At 69.5% G+C, this 23,029-nt stretch carries 18 protein-coding genes; 3 read left to right on the forward strand and 15 right to left on the reverse strand.

Annotation, left to right across the window (positions count from 1 at the left end; translation table 11 throughout):
• Positions 1-139: 139 nt before the first annotated feature.
• The gene (locus ACIHCQ_RS27010; protein WP_399667450.1) at positions 140-2,929 is read left to right on the forward strand and encodes a BTAD domain-containing putative transcriptional regulator; all 2,790 of its coding nucleotides are present in this window, start codon (positions 140-142) and stop codon (positions 2,927-2,929) included.
• Positions 2,930-3,305: 376 nt separating this feature from the next.
• On the opposite strand, the gene ACIHCQ_RS27015 is transcribed toward ACIHCQ_RS27010, so the two are convergent.
• From ACIHCQ_RS27015 to ACIHCQ_RS27075, 13 genes are all read right to left on the reverse strand, one after another.
• The gene (locus ACIHCQ_RS27015; protein WP_399667453.1) at positions 3,306-4,745 is read right to left on the reverse strand and encodes an NADase-type glycan-binding domain-containing protein; all 1,440 of its coding nucleotides are present in this window, start codon (positions 4,743-4,745) and stop codon (positions 3,306-3,308) included.
• A complete protein-coding gene (locus ACIHCQ_RS27020; RefSeq protein WP_399667456.1) occupies positions 4,742-5,323 on the reverse strand; it encodes a phage tail protein in 582 nt (193 codons plus the stop codon). Before ACIHCQ_RS27020 ends, ACIHCQ_RS27015 begins: the two co-directional genes overlap by 4 nt.
• Entirely contained in the window at positions 5,324-7,270 is a 1,947-nt protein-coding gene (locus ACIHCQ_RS27025; protein WP_399667459.1) for a putative baseplate assembly protein, read from the reverse strand.
• Positions 7,267-7,680, reverse strand: coding sequence for a GPW/gp25 family protein (locus ACIHCQ_RS27030; protein WP_399667462.1), 414 nt, complete (start codon positions 7,678-7,680; stop codon positions 7,267-7,269). Before ACIHCQ_RS27030 ends, ACIHCQ_RS27025 begins: the two co-directional genes overlap by 4 nt.
• Before the next feature lie 7 nt (positions 7,681-7,687).
• A complete protein-coding gene (locus ACIHCQ_RS27035) occupies positions 7,688-7,969 on the reverse strand; it encodes a PAAR domain-containing protein (protein ID WP_399667466.1) in 282 nt (93 codons plus the stop codon).
• A gap of 124 nt (positions 7,970-8,093) precedes the next feature.
• Positions 8,094-9,956: a VgrG-related protein gene (locus tag ACIHCQ_RS27040; RefSeq protein WP_399667469.1), complete on the reverse strand. Its 1,863-nt coding sequence runs from the start codon at positions 9,954-9,956 to the stop codon at positions 8,094-8,096.
• Positions 9,956-10,795 (reverse strand): peptidase M23, encoded by an 840-nt coding sequence (locus tag ACIHCQ_RS27045; RefSeq protein WP_399667472.1) that lies wholly within the window; start codon positions 10,793-10,795, stop codon positions 9,956-9,958. Before ACIHCQ_RS27045 ends, ACIHCQ_RS27040 begins: the two co-directional genes overlap by 1 nt.
• On the reverse strand, positions 10,792-11,229 hold the full coding sequence (locus ACIHCQ_RS27050) for a phage tail protein (protein WP_399667475.1): 438 nt from the start codon (positions 11,227-11,229) through the stop codon (positions 10,792-10,794). Before ACIHCQ_RS27050 ends, ACIHCQ_RS27045 begins: the two co-directional genes overlap by 4 nt.
• A gap of 85 nt (positions 11,230-11,314) precedes the next feature.
• Entirely contained in the window at positions 11,315-14,074 is a 2,760-nt protein-coding gene (locus ACIHCQ_RS27055) for a hypothetical protein (RefSeq protein ID WP_399667477.1), read from the reverse strand.
• A gap of 199 nt (positions 14,075-14,273) precedes the next feature.
• Positions 14,274-14,417: a DUF6760 family protein gene (locus tag ACIHCQ_RS27060; protein ID WP_399667480.1), complete on the reverse strand. Its 144-nt coding sequence runs from the start codon at positions 14,415-14,417 to the stop codon at positions 14,274-14,276.
• Complete coding sequence (locus ACIHCQ_RS27065) at positions 14,414-14,893, reverse strand: hypothetical protein (RefSeq protein ID WP_399667483.1); 480 nt, start codon at positions 14,891-14,893, stop codon at positions 14,414-14,416. The genes ACIHCQ_RS27060 and ACIHCQ_RS27065 overlap by 4 nt, the downstream gene beginning before the upstream one ends.
• A complete protein-coding gene (locus ACIHCQ_RS27070) occupies positions 14,893-15,336 on the reverse strand; it encodes a phage tail protein (RefSeq protein ID WP_399667486.1) in 444 nt (147 codons plus the stop codon). Before ACIHCQ_RS27070 ends, ACIHCQ_RS27065 begins: the two co-directional genes overlap by 1 nt.
• A 142-nt stretch (positions 15,337-15,478) precedes the next feature.
• Positions 15,479-17,035 (reverse strand): phage tail sheath family protein, encoded by a 1,557-nt coding sequence (locus ACIHCQ_RS27075; RefSeq protein WP_399667489.1) that lies wholly within the window; start codon positions 17,033-17,035, stop codon positions 15,479-15,481.
• Between the two features lie 315 nt (positions 17,036-17,350).
• Here ACIHCQ_RS27075 and ACIHCQ_RS27080 point away from each other — a divergent pair, with 315 nt between their 5' ends.
• Together ACIHCQ_RS27080 and ACIHCQ_RS27085 are read left to right on the forward strand one after the other, a co-directional pair.
• Positions 17,351-20,575 (forward strand): putative toxin, encoded by a 3,225-nt coding sequence (locus ACIHCQ_RS27080; RefSeq protein WP_399667491.1) that lies wholly within the window; start codon positions 17,351-17,353, stop codon positions 20,573-20,575.
• Positions 20,576-20,665: 90 nt separating this feature from the next.
• Positions 20,666-21,430, forward strand: a complete 765-nt coding sequence (locus ACIHCQ_RS27085; RefSeq protein ID WP_399667494.1) for a type VI immunity family protein — start codon at positions 20,666-20,668, stop codon at positions 21,428-21,430.
• 386 nt (positions 21,431-21,816) lie between these two features.
• Here the strand turns inward: ACIHCQ_RS27085 and ACIHCQ_RS27090 are convergent, their stop codons facing one another.
• Positions 21,817-22,059: a DUF397 domain-containing protein gene (locus ACIHCQ_RS27090; RefSeq protein WP_399667807.1), complete on the reverse strand. Its 243-nt coding sequence runs from the start codon at positions 22,057-22,059 to the stop codon at positions 21,817-21,819.
• A gap of 14 nt (positions 22,060-22,073) precedes the next feature.
• Positions 22,074-22,943, reverse strand: coding sequence for a helix-turn-helix domain-containing protein (locus ACIHCQ_RS27095; protein WP_399667497.1), 870 nt, complete (start codon positions 22,941-22,943; stop codon positions 22,074-22,076).
• Positions 22,944-23,029 lie beyond the last annotated feature (86 nt).

Here is a 23,029-nt window from a genome sequence, read left to right on the forward strand (position 1 = left end):
ACGAACCACGTACGATCCACCGCCCGGGACCAGGAAGCCTTGTCGTACCGGCAATCCAGCACAACCGGCGAAAGCAGCGGAGCAGTAACAGAACAAGGACACCGCCATCGAGTGTCCGGGGAGCCACGGAGGCAAGGGCATGACGAGCGTATTACCGGCGGAGCAGTGGACCTCCTTTCGGATACCCACGCTGGAGACACTGTCCCGGGGACGTCTGACGGAGCAGTTCACCGACTGCGCGCTGGGCCTGGCGGTCGCCCCGCCGGGCTTCGGCAAGACCACGCTGCTCGCCGAGGCAACCCGGAGCCATCCGGGGCCGGTGACGTGGTATCGGGCCAGGCCCGGCACCGACGAGCAGGAGTTGCTGACCGCGCTCGGGTACCCGGCGGATTCCCGGGGCGGCCTCCTCGCGGTGCCGGGCCAGGTCCGAACGGCGCGGCGCAGGGGCGGCACCGGCACGGCCCGGCGGCTGGTCGTCATTGACGACATGCACCTGCTGGCCCCGGCCGTTCGCGCACTCGTCGTACGCCTCGGTCAACTCGCCCCGCCCCACCCCCGGATACTGATCGGCAGCCGCCCCGCCGCCGGACTGCCCGTCACCGCGCTGGAGGCGGCGGGCGCCACCGTCGTCGACGCCGAGGCGATGCGCTTCCGCTCCTGGGAGGCCGAACGCCTCTTCGACCAGCTCTACGACACCGCGCTGATCCCCGGCATCGCTCTGCCGCTCGTCCGGGCCGCCGACGGCCGGGCGGCCGCGCTGCGGCTGTTCGCCCGCGCCGTCGCCGCCCGCCCCGACGCGGGCCAGGAGCGGATCCTGGCGGACGGGATGTTCGGCCGCGAGTACCTGGAGCGGGAGGTCCTCGCCCCGCTGCCCGGCCGGCTGCGCGACTTCCTGGAGGCGACCTGCCTGCTGGACCGGCTGACCGTCACCGCCTGCCAGGCACTGACCAGCCAGACCGACAGCCGCGACGCCCTGTGGAGCCTCACTCACGATCACGGGGTGCTGCGCGCCGATCCGGACGGGCGCACGTACCTCGCCGAACCTCTCCTGCGGGACTGTCTGCGCGCCCGGCTCGCCGAGACCATGGACGGCGACGAGCTGGCCCGGCTGCGCGGCCGGGCCGCGGCGTGCGGCGGCGGCGTCGGCCGTCGGGACAGCTCCGACCACTCGCAGCCGCCGTCCCACACCGGCACCGGCTCGTCGGAGGTGACCGGCCGGGCCCCCCGGTTGCGCGCCGTCATCGCCACCGACCCGGCCGTGCTCGCCACCGGCCCCGGCCTGAGCCCCAGCCCCGGCCCCCGCCCCGACACACTGTCGGCAGCCCTCGCGCCGGCCGCCGCCGACGTACGGGGCGGCGCCGACGACAGTTTCGGCGAGCCGGCCACGCTCCTCATCCAGGGCATCACCGCCGCGCTCACCGGCGGCGTAGCCGTCGACGCCACCCTGCGCCGCACCCTGGCAGGGGCCGGAGACGACGCGCTGGTCGGGCTCGCCCGACGGTTGACCCGCGCTGCGCTGGCCGTCCTGGCCGCCGGCCCCGCCGGCCCCGTCCCCTACCAGGAGCTCCAGCGGATCGCGTACGACGCCGAGCGGCTGGATCATCCCCGGCTGAGCCGGGTCGCCCGCTGCCTGCTGGGTCTGGGCCCGCACCCCGAGGACCCCGGGCAGTCGGCCGCCGTCCTCGACGAGTGCACCCGGCTCGGCGACCGGGAGGGGGCCGCGCTCGCCGCGCTCGCCGAGTGCCTGCGGTCGGTACGGGCCGGCCGGCCGAGCGTCGGCAGGTTCGAGGAGGCCGTCCGCCGGTTCCGGGCGCTCGGCTGGGGCGTCGTAGAAGCGTGGTGCCGGGCGGCCCTCGCCGTCGTGGAGACCGGCCGCGACCTTCCGGACGCGGCGCAGCGCGCCGCCCAGGCCGAGGCGTTCGCACGGTCGGCCGACGTACCGGGCGCGCGGGCGCTGGCCATGGGCGCGATGGCTCTGGCGGTGCCGGAGGCAGCGGGCCGGGCCGAGTTGCAGGAGGCCGCCCGGTCGACGGCCCGGTCCGCAGGGCTGCCGGAGGCCGCACTGGGGAGCTGGCTCGCAGCCCTCGCTCCGTCGTCCGGCCAGGCCGCCGACGGGCCGGGAACGGACAGACCCCGGGCCGGGTCGTCCCGGTCCCCGGCACCGGGAACCGAAGCGGCGGAGCCGGTGCCAGGTGTGACGGTGCTCTGTTTCGGTTGCTTCGAGTTCACCGTGGCGGGGCGCGAGCCGGACTGGCCGCAGCTGCGCCCCAAGGCGCGGGCGGTGCTGCGGCTGCTCGCGGTGCGCGCCGGCCGGCCCGTCCACCGTAACCAGCTGCTGTCGGCCTTCTGGGACGGGCTGCCACCGGCGTCGGCGCTGCACAACCTTCAGGTGACGGTCTCCAGCCTGCGTACGTTCCTGGAGCCGGAACGGCCCAGGGGCGGATCGCGGCTGATCGTGCGGCAGGGCGACTCCTACCGGCTGGCCCTGCCGCCCGGCAGCGTCAGCGACGTCGCGGCGTTCGAACGCGCGGTGCGCGACGGCCGGCGCGCCCGCGCCCAGAACCGGCCGGATGACGCGGCCGACGCGTTCCGCCTCGCCCTGGACCAGTACACAGGCGAACTGCTGCCTGAGGAGGGGCCGGCCGAGTGGCTGGCCATCGACCGGGAACGGCTGCGCCGGGAGGCAGCCGGCTCGGCGGTGGCTCTGGCCGAGCTCCGGCTCGGCCAGAGCCGTCCGGCGGACGCCGTGGAGGCCGCCGAACTCTGTCTGGAGATCGACGGATTCCGCGACGCCGCGTGGCGCGTCCTCATCCGGGCGTGCGAGCAGGCCGGCCTCGCCGCCGACAGCGCCCGGGCGCGTCGCGGCTACGCCGACATGCTTGCCTCCCTGGGTCTCCCGCCATCCGCTTCCATTCCCCACCCGGCGTAGCGGACGACGGCGTCCCTGGACTTCGTCCGGGGGGACCGGGACCCCCAGTCCGCTCGCAGGGCGGGACCTGCGGGCGGACTGGGGCGTGCAGTCGCAAGGCGGTGGGGGTACTACCTCTGGCTTCTCCCCCGTAGCTTCGCGAAGCCGGGGGGACCCCCAGGGCACGCACACCCGGACGAAGTCCAGGGGAAGATCGCCCTCGTACGAAGGGGGGCACACCCCCAGGCCAAGCTCCGGGGAGTACTTCGGCGACTCCGCCCCGCCAACATCGCGCGGGGGCACTCCCTCTGGCTTCGCCGGGGGCGGCACCCCTTCGGACGAAGTCCAGGGGGAGGGACTTCCACTGAGGATCTTTGGCCCCTGCGCAGCTCCGGGGTCAGCGCCTGCCGAAGAACTCCACCTCCGCGATCGCCGTATGCCGGTTCTTCTCCCCGGCCCCGAAGCTTGACCTGATGACGAACCGCACCGCCCGGACGTCCTTCCCCTTGAGGTCCAGGGTCTGCGGTCCCGGCTTGTCCTCAAGCTTCAGCTCCCTTTTCTCGACGTCACCGTTGGGGCCGCTCAGCTCGACGTCGAGTACGGAGGGCCTGCCCTGTTTGAGGAAGTCGTCCTTGTTGGCGGAAATCCCGCCATGGATGATGACCTTCTCCAGCCTGACCGACTGTTCGAACCGCGCCTCCAGGAACTGGCCCTTACCCGCCCCGGTCGCCGCGGGCGCCCAGTACCCGTTGTTCGACCCGTCGAAGGCGTCGGACGCCGGATGGGCCTTGAGTTCACTGGACGCCTCCGCGAACTTCGGGTTGACGGGGGTGGTTTTGGCCGTCCGGTCCCGGACGGAGTTGACGGCGCTGCTCAGATAGGACCGGGCGAGGAATCCCCCGCCCAGCAGCAGCACCAGCATGAGCGGGATCGCGAGGCTCGGTCGGCGCCAGGCCCGGCCCGGAGGGCGTTCGCCGGCTGCCAGCCTGCGGGGGTTCCGGTTCCGCCGGAAGATCCGCCGCAGCAGCCGCTCCCACCACGACAGCCGCTCCTCGTCCGCCCTTCGCGCGACGAGGACCGCGCCGCAGCGCACGCACAGGGTGCGAGTGCGCGGGTTGGGCTCCGAGCAGTCCGGACAGACCAGGTCATGGACCACGGTCCGGGAGGCAGCCGCAGCTCCGGTGTCCGACCCGCCGGAGGCCGTGGCCGACGTCGAGTCGTCGTCCGCCGGGTCCTCCGGCCGCTCCCCCGGGCGCCGGACGGTGCCGGGGATCCCCGTCGGCGTCCGGGGGCGTACCGGGGCGACCGGGCCGGCCGGCTTCCGCGCCGCTGCTGGTTCCGGCCGGGCTTCGGGCCCGGCTTCCGGCCCGGGCGCCGGGGCCGAGGGCAGCGCCTGGGCCGGTGCCCGGCCTTCGGCTCGGGGTTCGGCCGACCGCGCCTGAACCGGCGGCCCGGCGGGGGCGGTCGGCGGGTGCGCCGGTTTCGGCGGAAGACCCGCCGGGGGGACGGCCGTCCCCGTCCCGCCACGTGACGAGGAGGGTTCCGCGGGCGCCCCGGTCCGCGGAGTGGCCAACCCGCCGGCCACCCCCGCGACCCCGGAAACCACGGGCCCCTGAACCGCCGCCCCGGAGACCGCCGCGTCCGGAACCGTTCCCCCCGGAGCCGTTCCTGCCGGAACCGTTCCCGCCGGAACCGTTCCCGCCCCGGAGTCCCCGCTGCTACCGCCCTGCGTGTCCGGCTCCCAGTCCAGGAAGAGCTCGCAGGACCCGCAGAACGCCGTGCCCGGCGCGTTGCGGTGGCCGCAGTCCGGGCAGATCAGCCCGGCGCCGCCGCTCATGACGCGTCCGCGAGGGGCAGCAGTTCGACGTCGTAGCCGACATGCGCCGGCACTTCCTCGCCCACCAGCCGCCGCAGCCGGTCCACGTCGGCCTCGTCCGGGTCGGCGACCCGCAGCCTGACGGTGACCCGGGGCCGCCCGTCGGCCGGGCCGGGCAGCGGACTGCGCGGGGTCACGGACCACGACGCGCCGCCCGTCTCGTCGATCTCCGGTTCCGCGCCGAACTCCAGCCGTACGGCGTCGGCGAGCCCGCCCCTCGTGCCGCGCTGCCGGTGCCGGTCCATCGCCCCGGTGACCGCCGCCCGCCGCTGCTCGGCCGACCGCTCGTCACCGGCCCCGGCAGCCGGCCCGGCGCCCGTGTCGGCGGCCACCCAGGTCGCGAGCCACGACAGGAAGTCCTCCGGGGCGGTACGCGGATCCAGGTGGGCGGGCAGGTTGTCGAGGGTGAGCAGTACCGGCGCCAATACCTCGTCCAGCGCCTCCAGGAACCGCTGGAGAAAATCCTCCCCCAGGTACACGGCGGGGAGCTGGTACATCAGGGGGTGGGGCGTCGGCAGCCCCGGGATGGTTCCGCGCATTCAGGCCTCCCGAACTCTGAGTTGGTGCTCATAGGAAAAGACCAGGGCGTACGGGTCGAGCACGATCCTGGTGGTCTGCTCGGCGCGCTGACCGGTCAGCGGGTCGGCGGGGAAGAGCCTGACGTCCTCCACGAGGTCGACGCCGGGCACCCGTTGCAGCACCGCGTACACCTCGCCCGCGTGGATCGGCCTGCCGAACGGCCAGCCCTGCCCTGCCGGTCCGCCGGTGAGCGGATTGAAGTACCCGTACAAGGCCGCCAGCGCCTCGGCACGGATCAAGTCGGCGACCGTGCCCCGGGCGGCCAGGACGGACGCCACGACGGTGACGCCCTGGTAATAGGGCGGCTCCACCACCAAGCGGGTGCCGATGGGGCGCCGTTGGTCCAGATAGTCGGCGAGACCACGCAGCGTCTCCTGGGGCGGCACCATGTCGTCGAACCGCAACCGCCCCTGCTCGTCGCCCTGGACGGCGGGCACCACCAGCAGCCGTACGCCGCTCTCCTCGCCTTCCCCGGCCGGGACGCAGCAGACCCGCGCGGCGTCCGGCGCGACCTCCCGGGCCAGCTGCTCGTAGTCGCGCGGGACGACCGCCCGGTACAGGGTGCGCAACGTCATCGGCCCACGGACCTTCGCGTTCTCCACGCTCTCCCCGTCGATCCCGCCGACGGCCGCCCGGCGGTTCTCGGCCCGCGCGACGAAGGGCAGCGAGCTGCGCAGCACCCGCAGCGCCCCCTTGGCGACGTTGCCCTGTCGTCCCCCTCCCGTGCGGTAGGAGCGGATCTGTACGGGCGCGCCCTTGGGGGGAACAGCGCCGTACGAGCGGATCGTCCCGTCGGGCTCACGGACGGCCGGGCCGAAGTCGACCCGACCGGAGTTCGGGTCCAGTGTCAGGTGCCGTTCGTCGGGGCCGGACTGGGCGAAGTCGTCGACGCGACTCCACGGCGACCAGCCCGAGCCGTCCGCGACCTGGACGACGAACGGCTCGTCGCCGGGGACGACGGGTGGCCTCGCGACGTGGAACGACTGGCCGGGCACGCCCTCGGACAGCCCCAGGACCTCGTCCCTCACCGTCTCGGCGTGCACGGCGTCGACCGTCCCGCCGATGGTGAACGCTTCCGCTTCGCGAACGGTCGGCGACTGCAGATAGGTGGGCTGGTCCGCCTCGGCGGGGACCAGTCGGCAGCGCACCCACCCGCCGGGCTTTTTCACCATCGTGGACTCTGTGTGAGTGCCCGGCAGGTGCAGGACGACCTGGCCGGGGCGGTTGAAGCCGCCTGTCGTGTCCTCCTCGACGTCGCAGCGCGCCCACGCCTTGCCGTCCCACGCCTCCCAGCGCAGCGGCGGGCGCAAGGGGTCGACGCCGACCCCGTCGACGCGGCAGTCCAGGCGCAGCACGACGACGCCGGCGGGGACGGGGTTGGTCAGGCCGAAGTACACGGCGTCGCCGGGGGCGGGCTTCGTGTCGAAGCAGGGGACGTCCCGGGCGAGCGCGAGTTCCTGGGTACGGTCGGTGGCGTCGCCCCCGTTGTGGCGGGTGGCCAGCAGGGCCAGCGCGCACGGCACGATCGGCAGGTCGCGGGACGTGGTGAAGACGACCGCCTCGTCGCTCTCGGTCCGCACCGTGGCGACCTCGGCGCCGGTTTTGACACGTACGGTCTCGGGCTGCGGCGCGGACAGCCAGAACGTGACGTCGGTGCGGGCGGCGGTCGGTGGGTGCAGCCGTACGCCGATCAGGTCGAGGAAGGAGAGGTAGTTCTTCTCGGGCACGCGGTTGAGCCGGTAGAGCAGCTGGTCGACCATGGTGGCGAACGCCTCGATGAGGGTGACGCCCGGATCGGAGACGTTGTGGTCGGTCCATTCGGGGCAGCGCTGCTGGACGAACCGCTTGGCGTCGTCGACGAGCCCCTGGAACCTGCGGTCGTCGAGATTGGGGCTGGGCAGTGTCACGAACCTGCGCCTTCCTCGTGCGGAGGGATCACATAGAAGGGGAAGACGAGGTTGCGGGGGTCATTGGTGCCGCGCACGGTGTAGCTGATGTCGATGTACAGCACGCCGTCCTCGACGGCATCGAACCGGACGTCGATGCCCGCGACCTCGATTCTGGGCTCCCAGCGGTCCAGCGCGAGCCGGACCTCGTAGGCGAGTTGGCCGGCGGTGCCGGCGTCGGCGGGCGCGAACACGTGGTCGTGAACGGCGCAGCCGAACTCCGGGCGCATGGGCCGCTCGCCGGGGCTGGTGGCGAGCACCAGCCGGATCGACTCCTCCAGTTCCCGCTCGCCGCGTACCAGGGCGATGGATCCGGTCGCGTCGGTACGTGGCGGGAACGCCCAGCCCGCTCCGACGAACTGCTGCCCCATCGGCGCGTCACCCGCCGATCAGGACGGTCGGGCAGCCCACGATGATCGGGGCTCCGCAGGCGGCGGTGTCGCCCATGCGCGCGGCGGGCTTGCCGTTGATCAGGACGGTGGGACAGCCCGGCGGGATGATCACGGACGGCGGGTGGACGGCCGGCGGCGGGAACGCGCAGGTGTGGCTGGTGCCGACGGTGGCGGCGGGCATGCCGCCGATGAGGACGGTGGGCGCGCCGGGCGGGCCCACCACCCCCGGATGGCCAGTGGCATCGCCCACGCGGGCGGCGGGTGGCATGACGGGCACTCCCTTCTGTCGTGACGCGCGTGTCGTGTCGTTCATGTCGTGTCGTTCGTGTCGTTGTGTTCGCGTCGTTGTGTTCGCGTCGTTCGTTCCATGGGCCGTTCCGTCGGTCGACCCGTCAGTTGATCTTGACCAGACCGGCGTTGATCGAGCACATCGCCCCGCCCTTGATCTCCGTGCGGGAGGTGCCGTTGACGGAGACCTGGGTGCCCTTCACGTCCACCCCGCCGCTCGTCTTCAGCCCGACCTGGCCGCTGCCGCCGTCCACCTCGACGCCGGTCTGCGCCGTCACCTTCACCGACTTGCCGATCAGTTCGAGCGTGCCGCTGCCCGCGTCCATCAGCGCGCCGTTGCCCGCCTTGACGGTGACCTTGTCCTTGGCGTCGATCTCCACCGTGCCGTCGCTGTGCACAACGATTTTGGTGCCCTTGCGGTCGAGGTCGATGGTGAGCTTGCCGTCGCCGGTGACCATCCGCACGCCCTGCGCGCCGGAGGCGTTGTCGAGCAGTTCGAGCTGGTTGCCACTGCGGGAGGAGAACGACCGCCGGTTGACGGCGCCGCTGGTGCCGTCGATCAGCTCGCCGCTCCCCGTGGACGGCTTGTCCTGCCCGTTGAAGAGGCAGCCGAGGATGTAGGGGCGGTCGAGTCGGCCCTGCTCGAACCCGACCAGCACCTCGTCGTTGACCTCCGGGACGAACGCCGAGGTGCCCTTGCCGTTCTTGCCCCCACCGCCGCCGGACTGCACGGTGCGGGCCCAGTCGCTGACGTACTCGTCGGACAGCCAGGGGAACTTCACCTTGACCCGGCTCAGCTTCTCCGGGTCCTTGGTGTCGGTGACGAGGCCGATGACGATCCCGTCCACCTCGGGGCCTTGGTCGGTGGCGCCACCGGCCAGGGCCGACAGGGAACGATCCTGCTGGCCCGAGACCGTCACCCACGTCTCGTAGCCGCGCAGCGCGTCAAAGACATGCCGGGACGTGGTGACGGTGTACCGGCCCTCGAACGGTGCGCCGACCCCGGAGAGCGCCACCGCGCCGCCCGCCCGGACCTCCGGATTGCCCTGGATCACCGCCTCCATCTCGGCGAAGGACCCGGCGATCCGCTGCGCCAGCGCCTTGGCGACCTGCTCGACGCGGGCCTGCTCCCCGTAGGAGGTGTCGGCCACCACGTAGTCGGCCTTGCCGAACGGCTTGACCGCGTCCGCCGGGCTGATGCCCAGCTGGAACGTGTCGGCCTTGCCCGCATCGGCCCGGCCGACCAGTGCCCGCTTGGTCTTGGTGTCCCAGCCGCGCACCTCCACCTGGGAGACCTGCTCGGCGGCGGTGACCCCGACCCGGCAGCGCAGCAGGTTTTTTCCCAGTTCGAGCACGAGCGGATCGCGGTCGGCGCGAGCCGAGGAGCCGGGCGCGCCGGACGCCTGGGTGGGCTTGGTGACGTGCAGCGCGCCGTCGATGACGTACGCCTGCGCCCCGGCGTCCTCGGCCAGCCCGCGCACGAACTCCCAGTCGGTGACGTTGGGCTGGGCAACATGTTCGAGGACCGGGCCGGTGACGTCGATCTTCCCCGTGGAGAGCTTGGCGCGCTGGGCGACCCGGCGGCAGATGTCGGCAACGGTCATGTTCTGGTAGCCGGCGACACGGCGCCCACGGAAGAGCCGGTGCGACTTGTCCATGCCACGGACGATGGTGAACGTCCCGGTCTCGTCGAAGTCCAGCTCCAGAGCGGTGACCTCGCCCTTGAGCACCGGTTTCGGCGAGCCACCCGCTCCGGACCCGACGAGCAGCCGCGCCTCGACACCGATCTTGATCCCGGCCTTGTCCAGCAGGACCCGGCTGGGGTCACGGAAGCGCAGTACGAACAGGTCGGGCAGGGTGCGGCTGTCGTCGATGTACCCGTCCACCAGGGTGTTGGCGAGATCGGCAGGCAGCTTCTTCCCGCCGATCTCCACGACCAGGGCCTTGGCGACGGTGTCGTTTGCCATCAGGCATCACTCCGGCCGGTGCCGGTGCCGGTGCCGCTACCAGACCCGTACGTGGCCACTGCCGCTGCCGCTGCCGCTTCCGCCACGGTGTCGAGTTCGTCGGCCGAGGGCAGCAGCAGTTCCCGCCCCTCCGCCAACCGCATCGGGTCGTCAATGCCGTTGACGTCGGCGATGACCCGCCAGGCCGCCGGATCGCCGTACTCGGACCATGCCAGGGCCTGGAGCGTGTCGCCGGAGCGGAGCCGGTGGACGCGGCGGGCGGCGAGCGCCCCCGATGTCGGGTTCTGGCCGGCGGTCTCGCCGCTGATCTCCTCCATCGTCACCTGGCAGACGGCCCGGATCGGCACCCCGGAGGTGGTGAACAGGGTGTACTTGACCTGGACCTGGCTCACGTACCCAGGGAACCCGGTGATGCCGCCCCAGTGGAAGACCACCCACGGCGGCGAGGACCGTTGCGCCTGGCGGGTCTCGCTGGTCGGCACGCAGCAGGCGAACAGCTCCTCGACAGCCTTGACGACGCTGGTGTCCTGGGTGTCACTCGCGTCGAAGAACATCTCGACGGTGAGCTTGCTGGGCTGCGGCCCCTGATACTCGGGCGGCCCGGCGCTCTTCGCTCCCTTGGCGGGGGTGCGCTTCCAGGACGCGGACTTGTTGAGGCTGAGCTCCTTGGGGTTGAACTGGAAGTCGATCCGGCCGCAGGGGCCGCCGGGGGTGAGACTGCCGCCCGCCGGCGGGGTGCGCAGTTCGAGGTAGGCGTGCTCCAGCTTGGGCCGTACGCTGCGGCCCCCCGAAGCGGACTTCCCGCCCCCGGCCGCGCTGAACGCCACGGGTCCGCTCATGCCCCGACCTCCGTCGTGAAGCCGTGGTGCGCGATCTCAATGGTCTCGGTGGCGACCTTCGGCGACTCCGGATTGAACGTCGGCCCGGTCCAGCGCACCGGCACCACCTCCAGCAGTCCCCAGCGGGCGACCATGATGCCGTCGCCGGTGCGCGCCTCGATGTGGGCGGTCTTGCGGGCGAACCCGGTGGTCATGCTGGCGAACCACGTGGCGACCTTCTCGGTGTCCTTGGTGAGCGGCCGGGACAGCTTGACGTTCGAGTACTTGAGACGGGTCGGCAACTGCCAGACGTGGCCGTTGTTGCCGCCCTCCTCACGTGGTTCGAGCACCACCTCGCAGCCCAGGCCCTCACAGGTGTTGAACGAACCCAGCTCGATACCGTCGATCGTGACGACGAAGCAGACGGAGACTGCCGGGTCCTGGGTAATGGGCATCGGATGCCCCGCCTTTCTGTTGCACTGCTGCCGTCTTGATCCCTTGGTGCCTTGATGCCTTGATGCCTTGGTGCCTTGATGCCTGTCAGTGCCGGGTATTGATCAACGACCCGGTGCGTTCACGTTCGATCCGCAACTCCGCCTTGAGCAGCCTGCTGAGCGGGGCGAGCAGCGCGCGAACGAGCTCGTCCGTGACTTTGGGCGCCCCCGCCCCCTTGCCCCCGCCGGTGCCGGTGCCCTGGGCGCCGCCGGCCCCGTCGGACGTCCCGGCGGACGCGTCCCCTGCTCCCCCGGTGGGTTCGGGCGGCGCCGGGGGGTCGCCGGGCGGCGGCTCGGTAACGGGCAGGTCGCCGTCGGCGCGCTGCACCGCGGGCGGCGCGAACACCACGGACCCGTCCGGCAAACGCTGCGCGATCCCGGCGGCGACGGCGACGGCCCCGGCGTCGGCGGACGGCAGGGAGGGGCCCGCAGCTGGGGCGCGCCGGAGCGGCATCGAAGCGACAGTCGCCGGGGTGGCCAGCCGCTGCACCCGGAACGGGGAAGAGGGCGCCAGAGAGGCCCCGGGCGTCATCGGGGACGGCCGCGAGGAGCGCGAGGAGGATGAAACAGGATCAGCCGAGTACGCCGCGTACGAGGAGTACGAGGACGGTCGGTCGGCAGCGACCGTCCCCGCGCCCACGTCCACCGCCCGCTGTACGGCGGCACTCCCGCCCTCGGCACCGTACCCGCCACCGGAATCACCGCCGCCGAGGCCGACACCCCCAGCCCCGCCACCGTCAAACCCACCACCGTCAAACCCACCGCCGTCAAACCCACCGCCGTCGAACGCACTTCCGCCGTAAGCACCGCCGCCGGAACCACCGGACCCCCCACTCGTGGCCCGCTCCCACCGGATCGGAACCGCGGCCGGAGCCGGAGCCGGAGGCTCGACACCGACAGGCGTGGCGGAGGAGAACGAGGAGGATGGCTCCGGCACCGTGTAGAGACGCAATGACCTCTGGGTGACGAGTGGTACCACCGGCCCTTCGCCCCGGGAGGCCGACCCCGCAGCGGGCCCCACGGAGGAGGGTCCGGGAAGCGAGGGGTCGTCGACCGCGTCGAGCCGCCGCAACGGCATCGGTGTCGCGGCCGTCACCATCTCCCCGGGGCGGGGTGCCTCGGGCACCGTCGTATCGCTCACCCCAGTCACCCCACTCACCGCAAGCGACTCGGCGTCCCCGAGAAGCGGAGCCGTCTCATCGTCAACGGACCGCGCCACCACAGGCGCCCCAGCAGAACCGGACGGGGCGTCAGCCCGGGTCGGCCCCTCGGGTGCTGGCGCCGGTATGACGTACGGGTGAGCCGACGCCGCGCCGGAAGCGTTCCCGGGAGAACCCCCGGCAATCGGGGAGATACCCGGATCGACGGCCCGCGGTGCGGGCGCACCGCCGGGAACGTCGAGCCGCTGCACCACACCGGGCCCGGTACCGATGTCAGCTCCGCCCGTGGTAAGCGGCTGGGCATCACCGAGCAGCGGCGCCATGCCGTCGTCGGGTGATCCGGACACCGTAGGCGTCCCGGATGTTTCGGGCAGGTCCGGCACCTGCGGCAGCAACGGCGACTTGGGCAGCGGCTGCTCGACGGCCCGGGACACCGGCACCGCACCGTGCTCAGGCAAAGCCACCGACGTCGGCTCAGCCCCCGGATCGCCATGCCCGTCAGGGCCGTCCGGCGTCGTGCCGCCATCCCACGTGGCCTGGTGAGGACCCGTCGAGGAGGCAGCGGCCGTTCCGGCCAACGGAGCGGTCGGGCCGAGCAGCGGCCGGGCGGTGGGGGGCAGTGCGGACAACGGCTCACCCAAGCCACGGTGCGGCGGACGTCCCGGAGCCATGGTGCCTCGCTGCACGACAGGAGCGTGAGGTGGCACCGGCACAACAGGCACGCTGGTGCCCGAGGCCGGGCCCACGTCCCGCCCCGGTTCGGAGAGTGGGAGTGGGAGCGAAGTGCTCTCCTGGGCCCCGGGCGATGCCGGAAACGCGGACCGCTGGACAACGACGCCTTCACCCGCCGTCACCTGCGCGGCAAGCAGGTCGGCCACAGGTTCGACCGGGGCGGCGGGAGCCATCGGCCCGGGGTCATCGTCCGGTACGGGGGCCGGAACCGCCGCCAGTTCCCGTGCCGGTACGTCCGGCGGTTCGGCGACGGTCAAGGGTCGCGAGGGTGCGGGCGCCGACGGAACGGACGGCATCCGCATGACCGTCACAGGAGCGGATGTCGCTGAGGCGGGCGAAGAAACGGGCGAAGAGACGGGCGTCCGCTGGAGCGGCGCGAGGGGAAGCGATGTGGACCGTACGGCACCGGACACCGGGCCCGGGCCCAGATCCCGGCCCAGATCCCGGCCCAGATCCCGGCCCAGATCCCGGCCCAGGTCCGGGCCTGGGTCCAGGGACACCGTCCGCGAGACCGTCGGCACGCCGGAATCACCTGTCCCGGTGAACGCGCCGCCGTCCCCGTCCTGGTCCGCGAAGGAGACGGCCACGGCCTGCACCGGCCCCTCGTCCTGAACCGGAACGCCGCCCGACGGAACCGAGGCCTCGCCCCACTCGTGCGCCTGCGCCCCGGTCTCCGCACTTCGCGGCGCGCCGACAGCGCTGGGGGCCCGCCCCTCGACGGCCTTCGGCGCGTCGAAGCTCCGCGGTCCGGTCGGCGGTCCGGTCCGCGGTCCGGTCCGCTGCACGCTGGGGGCCGCAAGACCGTGTCCGGTGCCGGCCGGCGCCTGCGCGCTGACCAGGTGTCCGAGGGGCCCGGTGATCGTGGGGTCCTGCCAACTGCCCAGCCGCTGCCGGAACCCCACGGGATCGGTCACCAGCCCCATGGCCCCGCCCAGCGTCCGCTGCACGGGGGGCGCGGACCGCCACCCCGGTTCCGCGGCTGCGCCGTAGTGGTCGTCCGTCCCGGAATCAGCCCGTGGTTCCGACCCGAGGCCCCCCGCCCCCGGCAGGTTGTCCCTGTCCGCCCCTCCACTCCCCCTCAGCCAGGACAGCAGTCCCATCTCCGATTCCCCCTCACCGCTGGTTGAGCCGGGCGATCTGCTCGACGTACCTCTGTCGTTCGGGGTGTTCCAGATCGAGCAGTTCGTCGAGCGGCCAGTGGAAGTGATAGGCGAGGTACGCGACCTCCTCGTAGAGGCGCTCGGTCGCGTACGTCACGATTCCCCCAGGCGACCACCGGCGAGGTCCACCGCGAAGTGCTCCTGACAGGAAGGGCAGGTGACCGCCGCGCGGGTGTGTCCCTCCGCGTTGATCCGCCGGTAGAAGTCCTGGAGGAACGCGAGGTCCGAGGCGAACAGGTTCTCCACGATGCCCGCGTGGACGTCCTCGATGGTGCCGATCCGGGTGATCACCCGGGCGATCAGCACTACCGAGAGATAGGCGGAGTTCTCTCGCACCCGGTCGTCCCGCAACGGGATGAGCTCGTCACGGGCGGTGGCCAGCCGCATCACACCGTGGCGGTGCACGGTGCCGGAGTCGTCCACGTATCCCCGGGGCAGTTCGAAGGAGAACTCGGTGCGGAGCGTGTCACGCTCCGCACCGGCACCCCGCTCACCGGCCCCGGACTGTCCCGCCTGCTCCGGCTCCCGCGCCTGTGGTGCCTGCCGCGAGGGCGCGGGCATCGTCCGACGCATCAGCCGACTTCCATGCTCTCGTAGGTGATCGCGAGTTTCTCGGTCAGGACGGAGGTGTCACCCGCCTTCAAGGTGCCGATCTCCAGGGACTTCGGCCAGGCGTTCACCAGCTGATAGCGCTTGATCGCGACGCCCTCGTAGTCGTAGACGACGATGGCGCCGTTCTTGCGGGCGTCGCCCATTTTCCCGAACCGGGAGGACTTGATCCACGACTCGAAGCTGTTGTCCTCGGTCAGTCCCCGGGTGACGGTGACCTCGCCGGCCTTCGGCCGTCCCGGCAGCTTCTTGATGGCGTATTTCCCATCGGCGGTGTTCTGCTTCAGTTCGATGACGTCCTGTTCCATCTTCAGGCCGCTGACCTCGGTGATCTGTTTGATCACCACGCCGTCGAACTCCAGCCCAAAGGAATGGCCCACCGAGCTGTCAAGATCGGGAAGTGGCATTCCAGCCTCCTTTGCTTCTCTGTGATCGGACGACGGCGTTCAACCGCACAGACGGGTGCGGGTCACCTGAGGCGACCCGGCATTCCTCCGGCCCGGCAATCCGTCATTTCGAAATTTCCTCGAACGTGATTCTTGCCGTCCGCTACTCGTCGACCGATCCCGTACCGCCCGACAACTGGGAGAGCCGGAACACCACGAATTCCGCGGGCTTGACCGGAGCCACCCCGACCTCGCAGATGACCACTCCGGCGTCGATGCTCTCGGCGGGATTCGTCTCCCGGTCGCATTTCACGTAGAACGCCTCGTCCGGCGTGAGCCCGAACAGCGCGCCCTTGCGCCACTCATTGACCAGGAACGCGGAGATGGTACGCCGGACACGGGCCCACAGAGCGTCGTCGTTCGGCTCGAAGACCACCCACTGCGTGCCGGTCAGGATCGACTCCTCCAGGTAGTTGAAGAGCCGACGCACATTCAGATAGCGCCATGCGGCGTCGGAGGCGAGCGTGCGCGCACCCCACACCCGGATGCCCCGGCCCGGGAAGGACCGGACGCAGTTGACGCCAAGAGGGTTGAGCAGGTCGTGCTCCCCCTTGGTGATCTGCGTCTGGAGGCCGACCGCGCCCCGGAGGACCTCGTTCGCCGGTGCCTTGTGGACCCCGCGCGACTCGTCGCTGCGAGCCCACACCCCGGCGATGTGCCCACTCGGCGGTACCAAGGCGGCCCGGCCGATCGACGGGTCGAACACCTTGATCCACGGGTAGTAGAGCGTCGCGAACTTGGAGTCGAAGCCGGCCGTGTCCAGCCGCCAGCCCTTGATCTGCTGCGGGGAGAGCCCGGGCGGCGCGTCGAGGATGGCCACCCGGTCACCCATCAGCTCGCAGTGGGTGATCAGCGCCTGCTGCACCGCGATGACGGTCTCGGCGTCGATGATCCCGCGCTGGTGCGCGCTCATCAGGTCGGGTACCGCCACCATCGTGATCTCTTCGACGGCCTCCAGCCCACCGAACCCGGTCCGCTGGTCCGCGTCGCCCACGTAGTCGTCGGCCGACAACGAGGCCGGCACCGCTGACACTCCGGGCGTTGCGGGCGTACCCGGTTTCGACGCGAGTACCACCGCCTGGGCATCGGGCTTGGCCGCGGACCCCCGGGCCACTTCCTCCAGGGTGATGGTCTGCGACTTCTCACGGACCTTGGTGACGACGTTGTCCTTGCTGCGGCGGAAAGACACCGAGGCGTAGGACTCCTTGACCTCCCCGTCCACCTTCACGACGAGCTTGAACACGTCGTTCGGCGGGTCCTCGCCCTCCACGGGGCCGACCTCGACCGAGACTTCACCGGTGACGCCCGGCAGCGCCCGGACCCGGTACCCGCCGAGCAGTGCTTCTGGGGTCTCGGCGGACGCTCCGGCCTCCAGTTCACCGGGACTGGTGGACGACCCGTCACCGATACGTACGACGTAACAGATTCCTCCGCCGTTGGCGAAGAACCCATATACGGCAGACGCCAGGTACGTGCCCTCGACGAAATCGCCGAAGGCATTCACATACTGGCTCCAGTTGGTGACCAGCGTCGGCTCGTTCAGTGGTCCCTGTGGGGCGAAGCCGAGAAACGCGGCGACCGAGGTGCCCACTCCCTCAATCGGTCGTGCCCCGGCCTCCACTTCTTCGACATACACACCCGGGGACAGATACGACGGCATACGTACTCCTCCTTGACCAGGGGCCGAGGCAGATTCTGACTCCGGGAGACGATCATCCGGAACGTGTCGGCGTCCGACGCCTGGTGCACAGCCTTCTGCCCGATCAGGCACTTCGCCCTGCCCCCGGCCGTACCCACCGCTCTGGTGTGCGCGGTAAGACGAAACCGAACACTTACGGCTATGAAGGCGGCGCCGGACAAGAAGACCAGCGCGGCGCCGGCACGTCCGGCTGCCCCGGCCCGGTCCCCGCAGGAGACGCCCACCCCACCCACTACGGCGGAGGCCGCCGGGCCCGAGAGCGCCGCGCCGGTGTCGGTGGGCCTGGCCCGCAACAACTTCCGCCTGCTCCAGTCCCGTGCCGGGAACACGGCGGTCTCCCGCCTGGTGGCGCAGCGTCTGGCCGAGGCCCCGGCCCCGCCGGTCAAACCCCCGCCGTCCTCCTCCCCCGCTTTTACCAGCCTCAAGTCGGAGGTGAAGGCGAAGAAGACGGCAACCTCCCAACACCGCCCAGCGGGTGCGGAATCAAAGTCGGCCCAGGATGCGGCCCTCGCCCCGCCGGACGACAAACAGGCCCAGGGCAAGGCCGCCCAGGCGGAGAAGATGAACGCCGCGAAACCTGGCGTCTTCGACAAGGCCGGGTTCATCGCGGCGGTCAATCAGGCCATCACCGCCCAGGCCCCGAAGAACCTCAGCGAGGCCGACAAGTTCGCCGGGTCCGGCAAGGCGGAGGCCGTCAAGTCCCAGGTCAACGGCCAAGTTGCCCAAGGCAAAGAAACCTCCGCCAAGGACATCGACACCACCACCAAGGCGGCCCCGGACCTGTCCGCCGCCAAGGACAAACAGGTCACCCCCCTCACCCCCGACGCGCCCCCGCCCACGCCCGGTGCCCCCAACCCGGCCGGCGCGGTCCCCGCCAAGCAACCGGACGCGGTGACGGACTTCTCCGGCGGCCCGGACCAGGTCAACCAGCAGATGACCGACGCCGAGGTGACGGAAGACCAACTGGCCAAGAGCAACGAGCCCGAGTTCACCGGCGCCCTGACCGCCAAGAAGCAGGGCGAGCAGCACTCCGCCACGGCCCCCGGCGAAGCCCGCGGCGCAGAAGCGAAGCAACTCGCCGCCGCGAAGCAGGGCGCGGCCACCGCAGGCACCCAGGCCATGACCGGCCTCGCCGCCACCCGCGCCGCCACCGGCAAGCAGGTCGACGGCGGCAAGAGCGCCACCAAGTCCGCCGACGAGAAGAAGCGCGCCGAGGTCACCTCCAAGCTCCAGAAGGTCTTCGACGCCACCAAGACGGACGTCGAAAAGACCCTGACCGGCCTGGACAAACTGGTCGACGAAAAATTCACCGCAGGCGAAAAGACCGCCCGCGACGCCTTCACGGCGGACCACAAACGCCGGATGGACGCCTACAAGGACAAGCGGTACTCCGGCTTCACCGGAAAGCTGAAGTGGGTCAAGGACAAGTTCGCGGGCATGCCGGAGGAGGCAAACCAGCTCTTCCAGGAGTCCCGCAAGCTCTACGTCGCCCAGATGCAGCAGGTCATCTCATCGATCGCCGACACCATCGGCACCGAGCTGGGCAAGGCGAAGGACCGCATCGCCAAGGGCCGCACGGAACTCAAAGCGGAGGTCGACAAACTCCCCGCCGACCTCAAGAAGTTCGGCCAGGAAGCCGCCGCGGACTTCACCGAGAAGTTCGACGGCCTCGAAGCCGACGTCAACGCCAAGTCTGACCAACTCGTACAGGACCTTGCCCAGAAGTACACCCAGGCCCTCAACGCGGTCGACGAGGAGATCAAGAAGCTCCAGGACGAGAACAAGGGTCTCATCGCCAAGGCGAAGGACGCCGTGGTCGGCGTCATCAAGACCATCCTTGAACTCAAGAACATGCTGCTCGGCATCCTTGCCAAGGCTGCCAGCGCGGTGATGAAGATCATCAAGGACCCCATCGGGTTCCTCCGCAACCTCGTCAGCGCCGTGGGCGCGGGCTTCCAGCAGTTCATCGGCAACATCGGCGAGCACCTCAAAAAGGGCCTGATGTCCTGGCTGTTGGGCACCGCCGTCAAAGCGGGCATCAACCTGCCCGCGAAGTTCGACCTCAAGGGCATCATCCAGCTCCTGGCCTCCATGCTGGGCCTGACCTGGGACAACATCCGCGCCCGCATCACCCGCAAGGGCGTCCCCGAACCAGCCATGGCCGCCGCCGAACAATCCATCCCCGTCGCCCAGTCCCTCCAGAAGGAGGGCCCCGCCGGCGCCGTCGAACACATCAAGAACTCCGTCGGCGACCTGAAGTCCACGATCCTGCAGAAACTCACCTCCTACCTGATCCCCACGGTCCTGATCGCCGGCATCACCTGGATCGTCTCGCTGCTCAACCCCGCGTCCGCCTTCATCCGCGCGGTCAAGGGCATCATCGACATCGTCACCTTCATCGTGACCCAGGGCGCGCAGATCGCCGCCTTCGTCAACTCGGTCCTGGACGCGGTCATCGCCATCGCCAACGGCGGCCAGGCGGGAGTCCCCGCCCTCATCGAAGGCGCGCTGGCCGCGAGCATCCCTGTCCTCATCGGCTTCCTCGCGGCGCTCCTGGGCGTCGGCGGCCTGGCCAACAAGGTCAAGCAGGTCTTCCACGCGGTGGCCCGCCCCGTCAACAAAGCCATCGACAAAATCGTCGACTTCATCGCGAAGAAGGGCAAGGCCCTGTGGGCGAAGCTCAAGGGCAAGCAGAGGCCACCCCAGAAGCCCGGAGAGAAAGGCAAGGGGAGTTCAGCAGACGCAGGCACAAAGCAGCCAGACAAGCGAGCCGCAATTCGGGATGCCGAAGCCCTGCTGGCATCCCGACCGACACGACAGCACGCTGGGTCAAAACTGCCAGCCCTCTCGCATAACCATGGGGTCCCACTACGACTGGTTGTGGAGTCCACCGACACACAGGGCGAAAAGGTGCACGTCCAGGCGATGGTCACCCCCAGTCACATACTACCGGTAAGACCAATAGAGATTAAATTGCTGAAGACCCCAACTCTAGACAGACTGGAACAGCAGCAACCGGGAACAAGCCAGAGATACGTGGATGATTTCAAGCAGTACGAAGGAAAGCAAACCATCGTCAAATACGTTGAGGGTCGAGCCGCGCGCAAACTTGGGCGCGTCAAGGAGAAGCCTGGCATAGAGGCCTACAATAGAATATCCGGAATGGGTGTCGAGAAAAATAACCAGACAATCGAAATATTGAACCTGAAGGGAGAGGCGGAGCGTGAGAGGATTCCCGACTTCTTCAACAAAGGACGGGTCGTCGGGGACATAAAGAACGTGGCGGAACAAAGCTACGACGAACAAATGAGAGATAATTCCAGGATCGCGAAGGGTACACGCGTAAGGCTTCGCGGCAGTGAAACACTGCTACCTGCAGCCAATCGATTCGACTTGCTTGTACGCGCCCCTTCGGATGAATACCCTAAGGGAACGCACGTGTCTGGCCCCCTGAAGGAGGCCATAGCTGATAACGGTGGAACCATCTACGAAATATTGTGAAGGATACGCGAGCAGGGACTGAAGGAGATCAGACAGCTTCGGCGCCTGGAAGTCAGAGTCGACCAAATCTTACCCAATGAGGCAGCAGAAATGGAAAGTATCTTTCGAGTCTCCGTGTACACGCCGCAAGACATTTCAAATCTACACACGACGGAAACCTTGTGGCAGTTGCTGAACGATCCGCTTGTAGCCCCTCGCCGGTTCGATTCCGTCGAGAGGGCCAAGGTTGAGTTCAAGCCACAGAACTTTGACGCAGCATGCGATATCTACTCTGCAGAGGGTGTGCTTTTGGTGCGGGGATCGAATGACAAGTTCAAGGCCATGTTCTCACACCTGTCCGACAGGCTCGCAAAGTGGACTTTCTGGTGGGATCTGAAGGCCATGAAGAACCATCGGCGCGTTCAGTGGTTGCAGTGGCTCTACGGACTCTGCAGGCAGCTACCGCCATATTATGGATTCGCTTGTTCCGTTGACGAATACGATGCGAAACACACAGTGGTCGAGGCGCACGAAGAAGGTACCGCAACCCGGACTGTTGGGGTCTCTGCTGCAGATTTTCAAAGGTTCCTTCCAGGAGTGTACTGGCTTACGATTTTTGGTGCCGACCTAGTCAACCACTTCGGCTCCAAGCTACAGTCACTTCCCAATACTCATGCCATCAACATCAGCTCTACTCAGACTGCGGTACTGCTGGACTCTCCGGTTGTCCCGGAAGAAATGAGCGACCGACTTCACACCGAAGCCAAGTTGCGTTCGCTGCTAGGCGCTAAGTATTTTTTTGATCGAGCCAATGTAGATGGTGAGTACGAACTGGTGCCAGGGCTCGCCAGGGCTCTGGGCGGTGCCTCTGCATGAAAGTTTCGATGAAGTCATCGGAACCCGCCGGCCGGTTCTTTCGTGGCAGCGCCCGGCCGTCAGGTGACGGCCACGAGGGCGGGGAGCCGCCTCCCACCCATGTCTGCCTACAGCCCCCGCGTGCCGGAGGTGTACGTAGACATGGCGGTGATGGCGCGCAAGCGACTGATAGCGGCGCGGCCGGCAGACGGCCTGAGCCAACGGCATCGTCAGCCACTCGTCAACCAGCCGATGAACCGCCGTCCGGTTGTACACGATCAGATTCGAATCCGATACTGTCGCCGCCCGCGACTACAGTAAGCGGCCGCCAGCGTGAGCTTTCGGACGAGCAGCCTGTGGTACCGCCCGAACTTCGAGGCCAGGGCGGCCGTCGGGTAAGCCGCAGATCATATATTGCGGTGGTGATCCGTCTTCGGCACCGCTCTCGGCAGAGCACCGCTCCTGAGTCCCGATATGAACACGCGCCACGCCGCTGAGGGGAACGTGAGGACCGGGCCCTCCGGCGCCTTGCTATCCCGCACGGGGACAGCGACAGAGACGCCATCGGCGATTTCGACACAGGCACCTTCATGTCCGCTGTAGCTGGACTTACGCCATGACCAGATGTGCGGCTCCTGGTCGACGCCCATGTGATTGCGCACCTTCACGTGTACTCCTCTGCCATCTCTCGCACCATGTCGATCGATTCGTCTGGGCTCAGCGCGAGCGCCACCAGGTGCTCGAAAGCCACCGTGTGCGCTTGGATCTCGTCGGCCGCTTCGAGGTAAGTCGCGCCCGCTTGGTGCTGTACGTAGACCACACCCGGATCGGTCGGCCATGGAAAGCCGAGGATCTGGAACGGGCCTGCTGCCATTCCGGGATGGGCTCCGCGCGTGAAGGGCATGACCTGAACGGTGATCTTCGGGCTGTGGGCCATCTCCGTCAAGTGCACGAGCTGTTCCCTCATCACGGCCGGGCTTCCGACCATCCGTCGTAGCACGGCCTCGCTCAGCACGGTCCACAGTCGAAGCGGGCCGCCCTCCCGGCTCAACACGGACTGCCGGGTCATCCTCAGCTCCACGCGGCGATCGACGTGGGCATCCAACTGCTCAGCTGTCCCCCGGCGGGTGATCGCGTCCGTGTATGCCTTGGTCTGCAACAAACCGGGCATTGCCTCACTCTCATACGCACGGATCTGCGAAGCACCTTGCTCCAGGCCGACGAACAGCGAGAACCAGCTCGGCAACGGATCCTCACCGTAGCTTTCCCACCACCCCTTCTTCCTGGAGTCGGCAGCCGCGCGAAGGTACAACGGCCAACGCTCTTGCGGCACGTTGTACAGCGGGAGCAGCACCTCGTCCAGGTCCCGCACCACCACAGGACGCTCTGCAGTCTCGTAGTACGAGACCTTGCCCACCGTGCACCGCAGGGCCTTGGCCACGTCCTTCTGGTCCAGCGCTGCCTCCTTCCGTAGCCGGGCCAGCTCAAACGCCAGCCAGCGCCGCCACACCGTGGGGCTGCATGCCTCGGTCATTCCTACTTCTCCTCACATGTCGTCAGCACCTGCTTGCCGCACTTGGGCGCTGCTCCGCAAGTCCGACGAAGGAGTTCATTCATTTG

This window comes from Streptomyces sp. NPDC052236, from assembly GCF_044548015.1.
GTDB lineage: Bacteria > Actinomycetota > Actinomycetes > Streptomycetales > Streptomycetaceae > Streptomyces.

Bases quoted from the DNA above. Each gene is read 5' to 3' on its own strand.
- ACIHCQ_RS27010 (WP_399667450.1), top strand. From the start codon at position 140: ATGACGAGCGTATTACCGGCGGAGCAGTGGACCTCCTTTCGGATACCC.
- ACIHCQ_RS27015 (WP_399667453.1), bottom strand. From the start codon at position 4,745: ATGAGCGGCGGCGCCGGGCTGATCTGCCCGGACTGCGGCCACCGCAAC.
- ACIHCQ_RS27020 (WP_399667456.1), bottom strand. From the start codon at position 5,323: ATGCGCGGAACCATCCCGGGGCTGCCGACGCCCCACCCCCTGATGTAC.
- ACIHCQ_RS27030 (WP_399667462.1), bottom strand. From the start codon at position 7,680: ATGGGGCAGCAGTTCGTCGGAGCGGGCTGGGCGTTCCCGCCACGTACC.
- ACIHCQ_RS27035 (WP_399667466.1), bottom strand. From the start codon at position 7,969: ATGCCACCCGCCGCCCGCGTGGGCGATGCCACTGGCCATCCGGGGGTG.
- ACIHCQ_RS27040 (WP_399667469.1), bottom strand. From the start codon at position 9,956: ATGGCAAACGACACCGTCGCCAAGGCCCTGGTCGTGGAGATCGGCGGG.
- ACIHCQ_RS27045 (WP_399667472.1), bottom strand. From the start codon at position 10,795: ATGAGCGGACCCGTGGCGTTCAGCGCGGCCGGGGGCGGGAAGTCCGCT.
- ACIHCQ_RS27050 (WP_399667475.1), bottom strand. From the start codon at position 11,229: ATGCCCATTACCCAGGACCCGGCAGTCTCCGTCTGCTTCGTCGTCACG.
- ACIHCQ_RS27065 (WP_399667483.1), bottom strand. From the start codon at position 14,893: ATGCGTCGGACGATGCCCGCGCCCTCGCGGCAGGCACCACAGGCGCGG.
- ACIHCQ_RS27070 (WP_399667486.1), bottom strand. From the start codon at position 15,336: ATGCCACTTCCCGATCTTGACAGCTCGGTGGGCCATTCCTTTGGGCTG.
- ACIHCQ_RS27075 (WP_399667489.1), bottom strand. From the start codon at position 17,035: ATGCCGTCGTATCTGTCCCCGGGTGTGTATGTCGAAGAAGTGGAGGCC.
- ACIHCQ_RS27085 (WP_399667494.1), top strand. From the start codon at position 20,666: ATGGAAAGTATCTTTCGAGTCTCCGTGTACACGCCGCAAGACATTTCA.
- ACIHCQ_RS27090 (WP_399667807.1), bottom strand. From the start codon at position 22,059: ATGGGCGTCGACCAGGAGCCGCACATCTGGTCATGGCGTAAGTCCAGC.
- ACIHCQ_RS27095 (WP_399667497.1), bottom strand. From the start codon at position 22,943: ATGACCGAGGCATGCAGCCCCACGGTGTGGCGGCGCTGGCTGGCGTTT.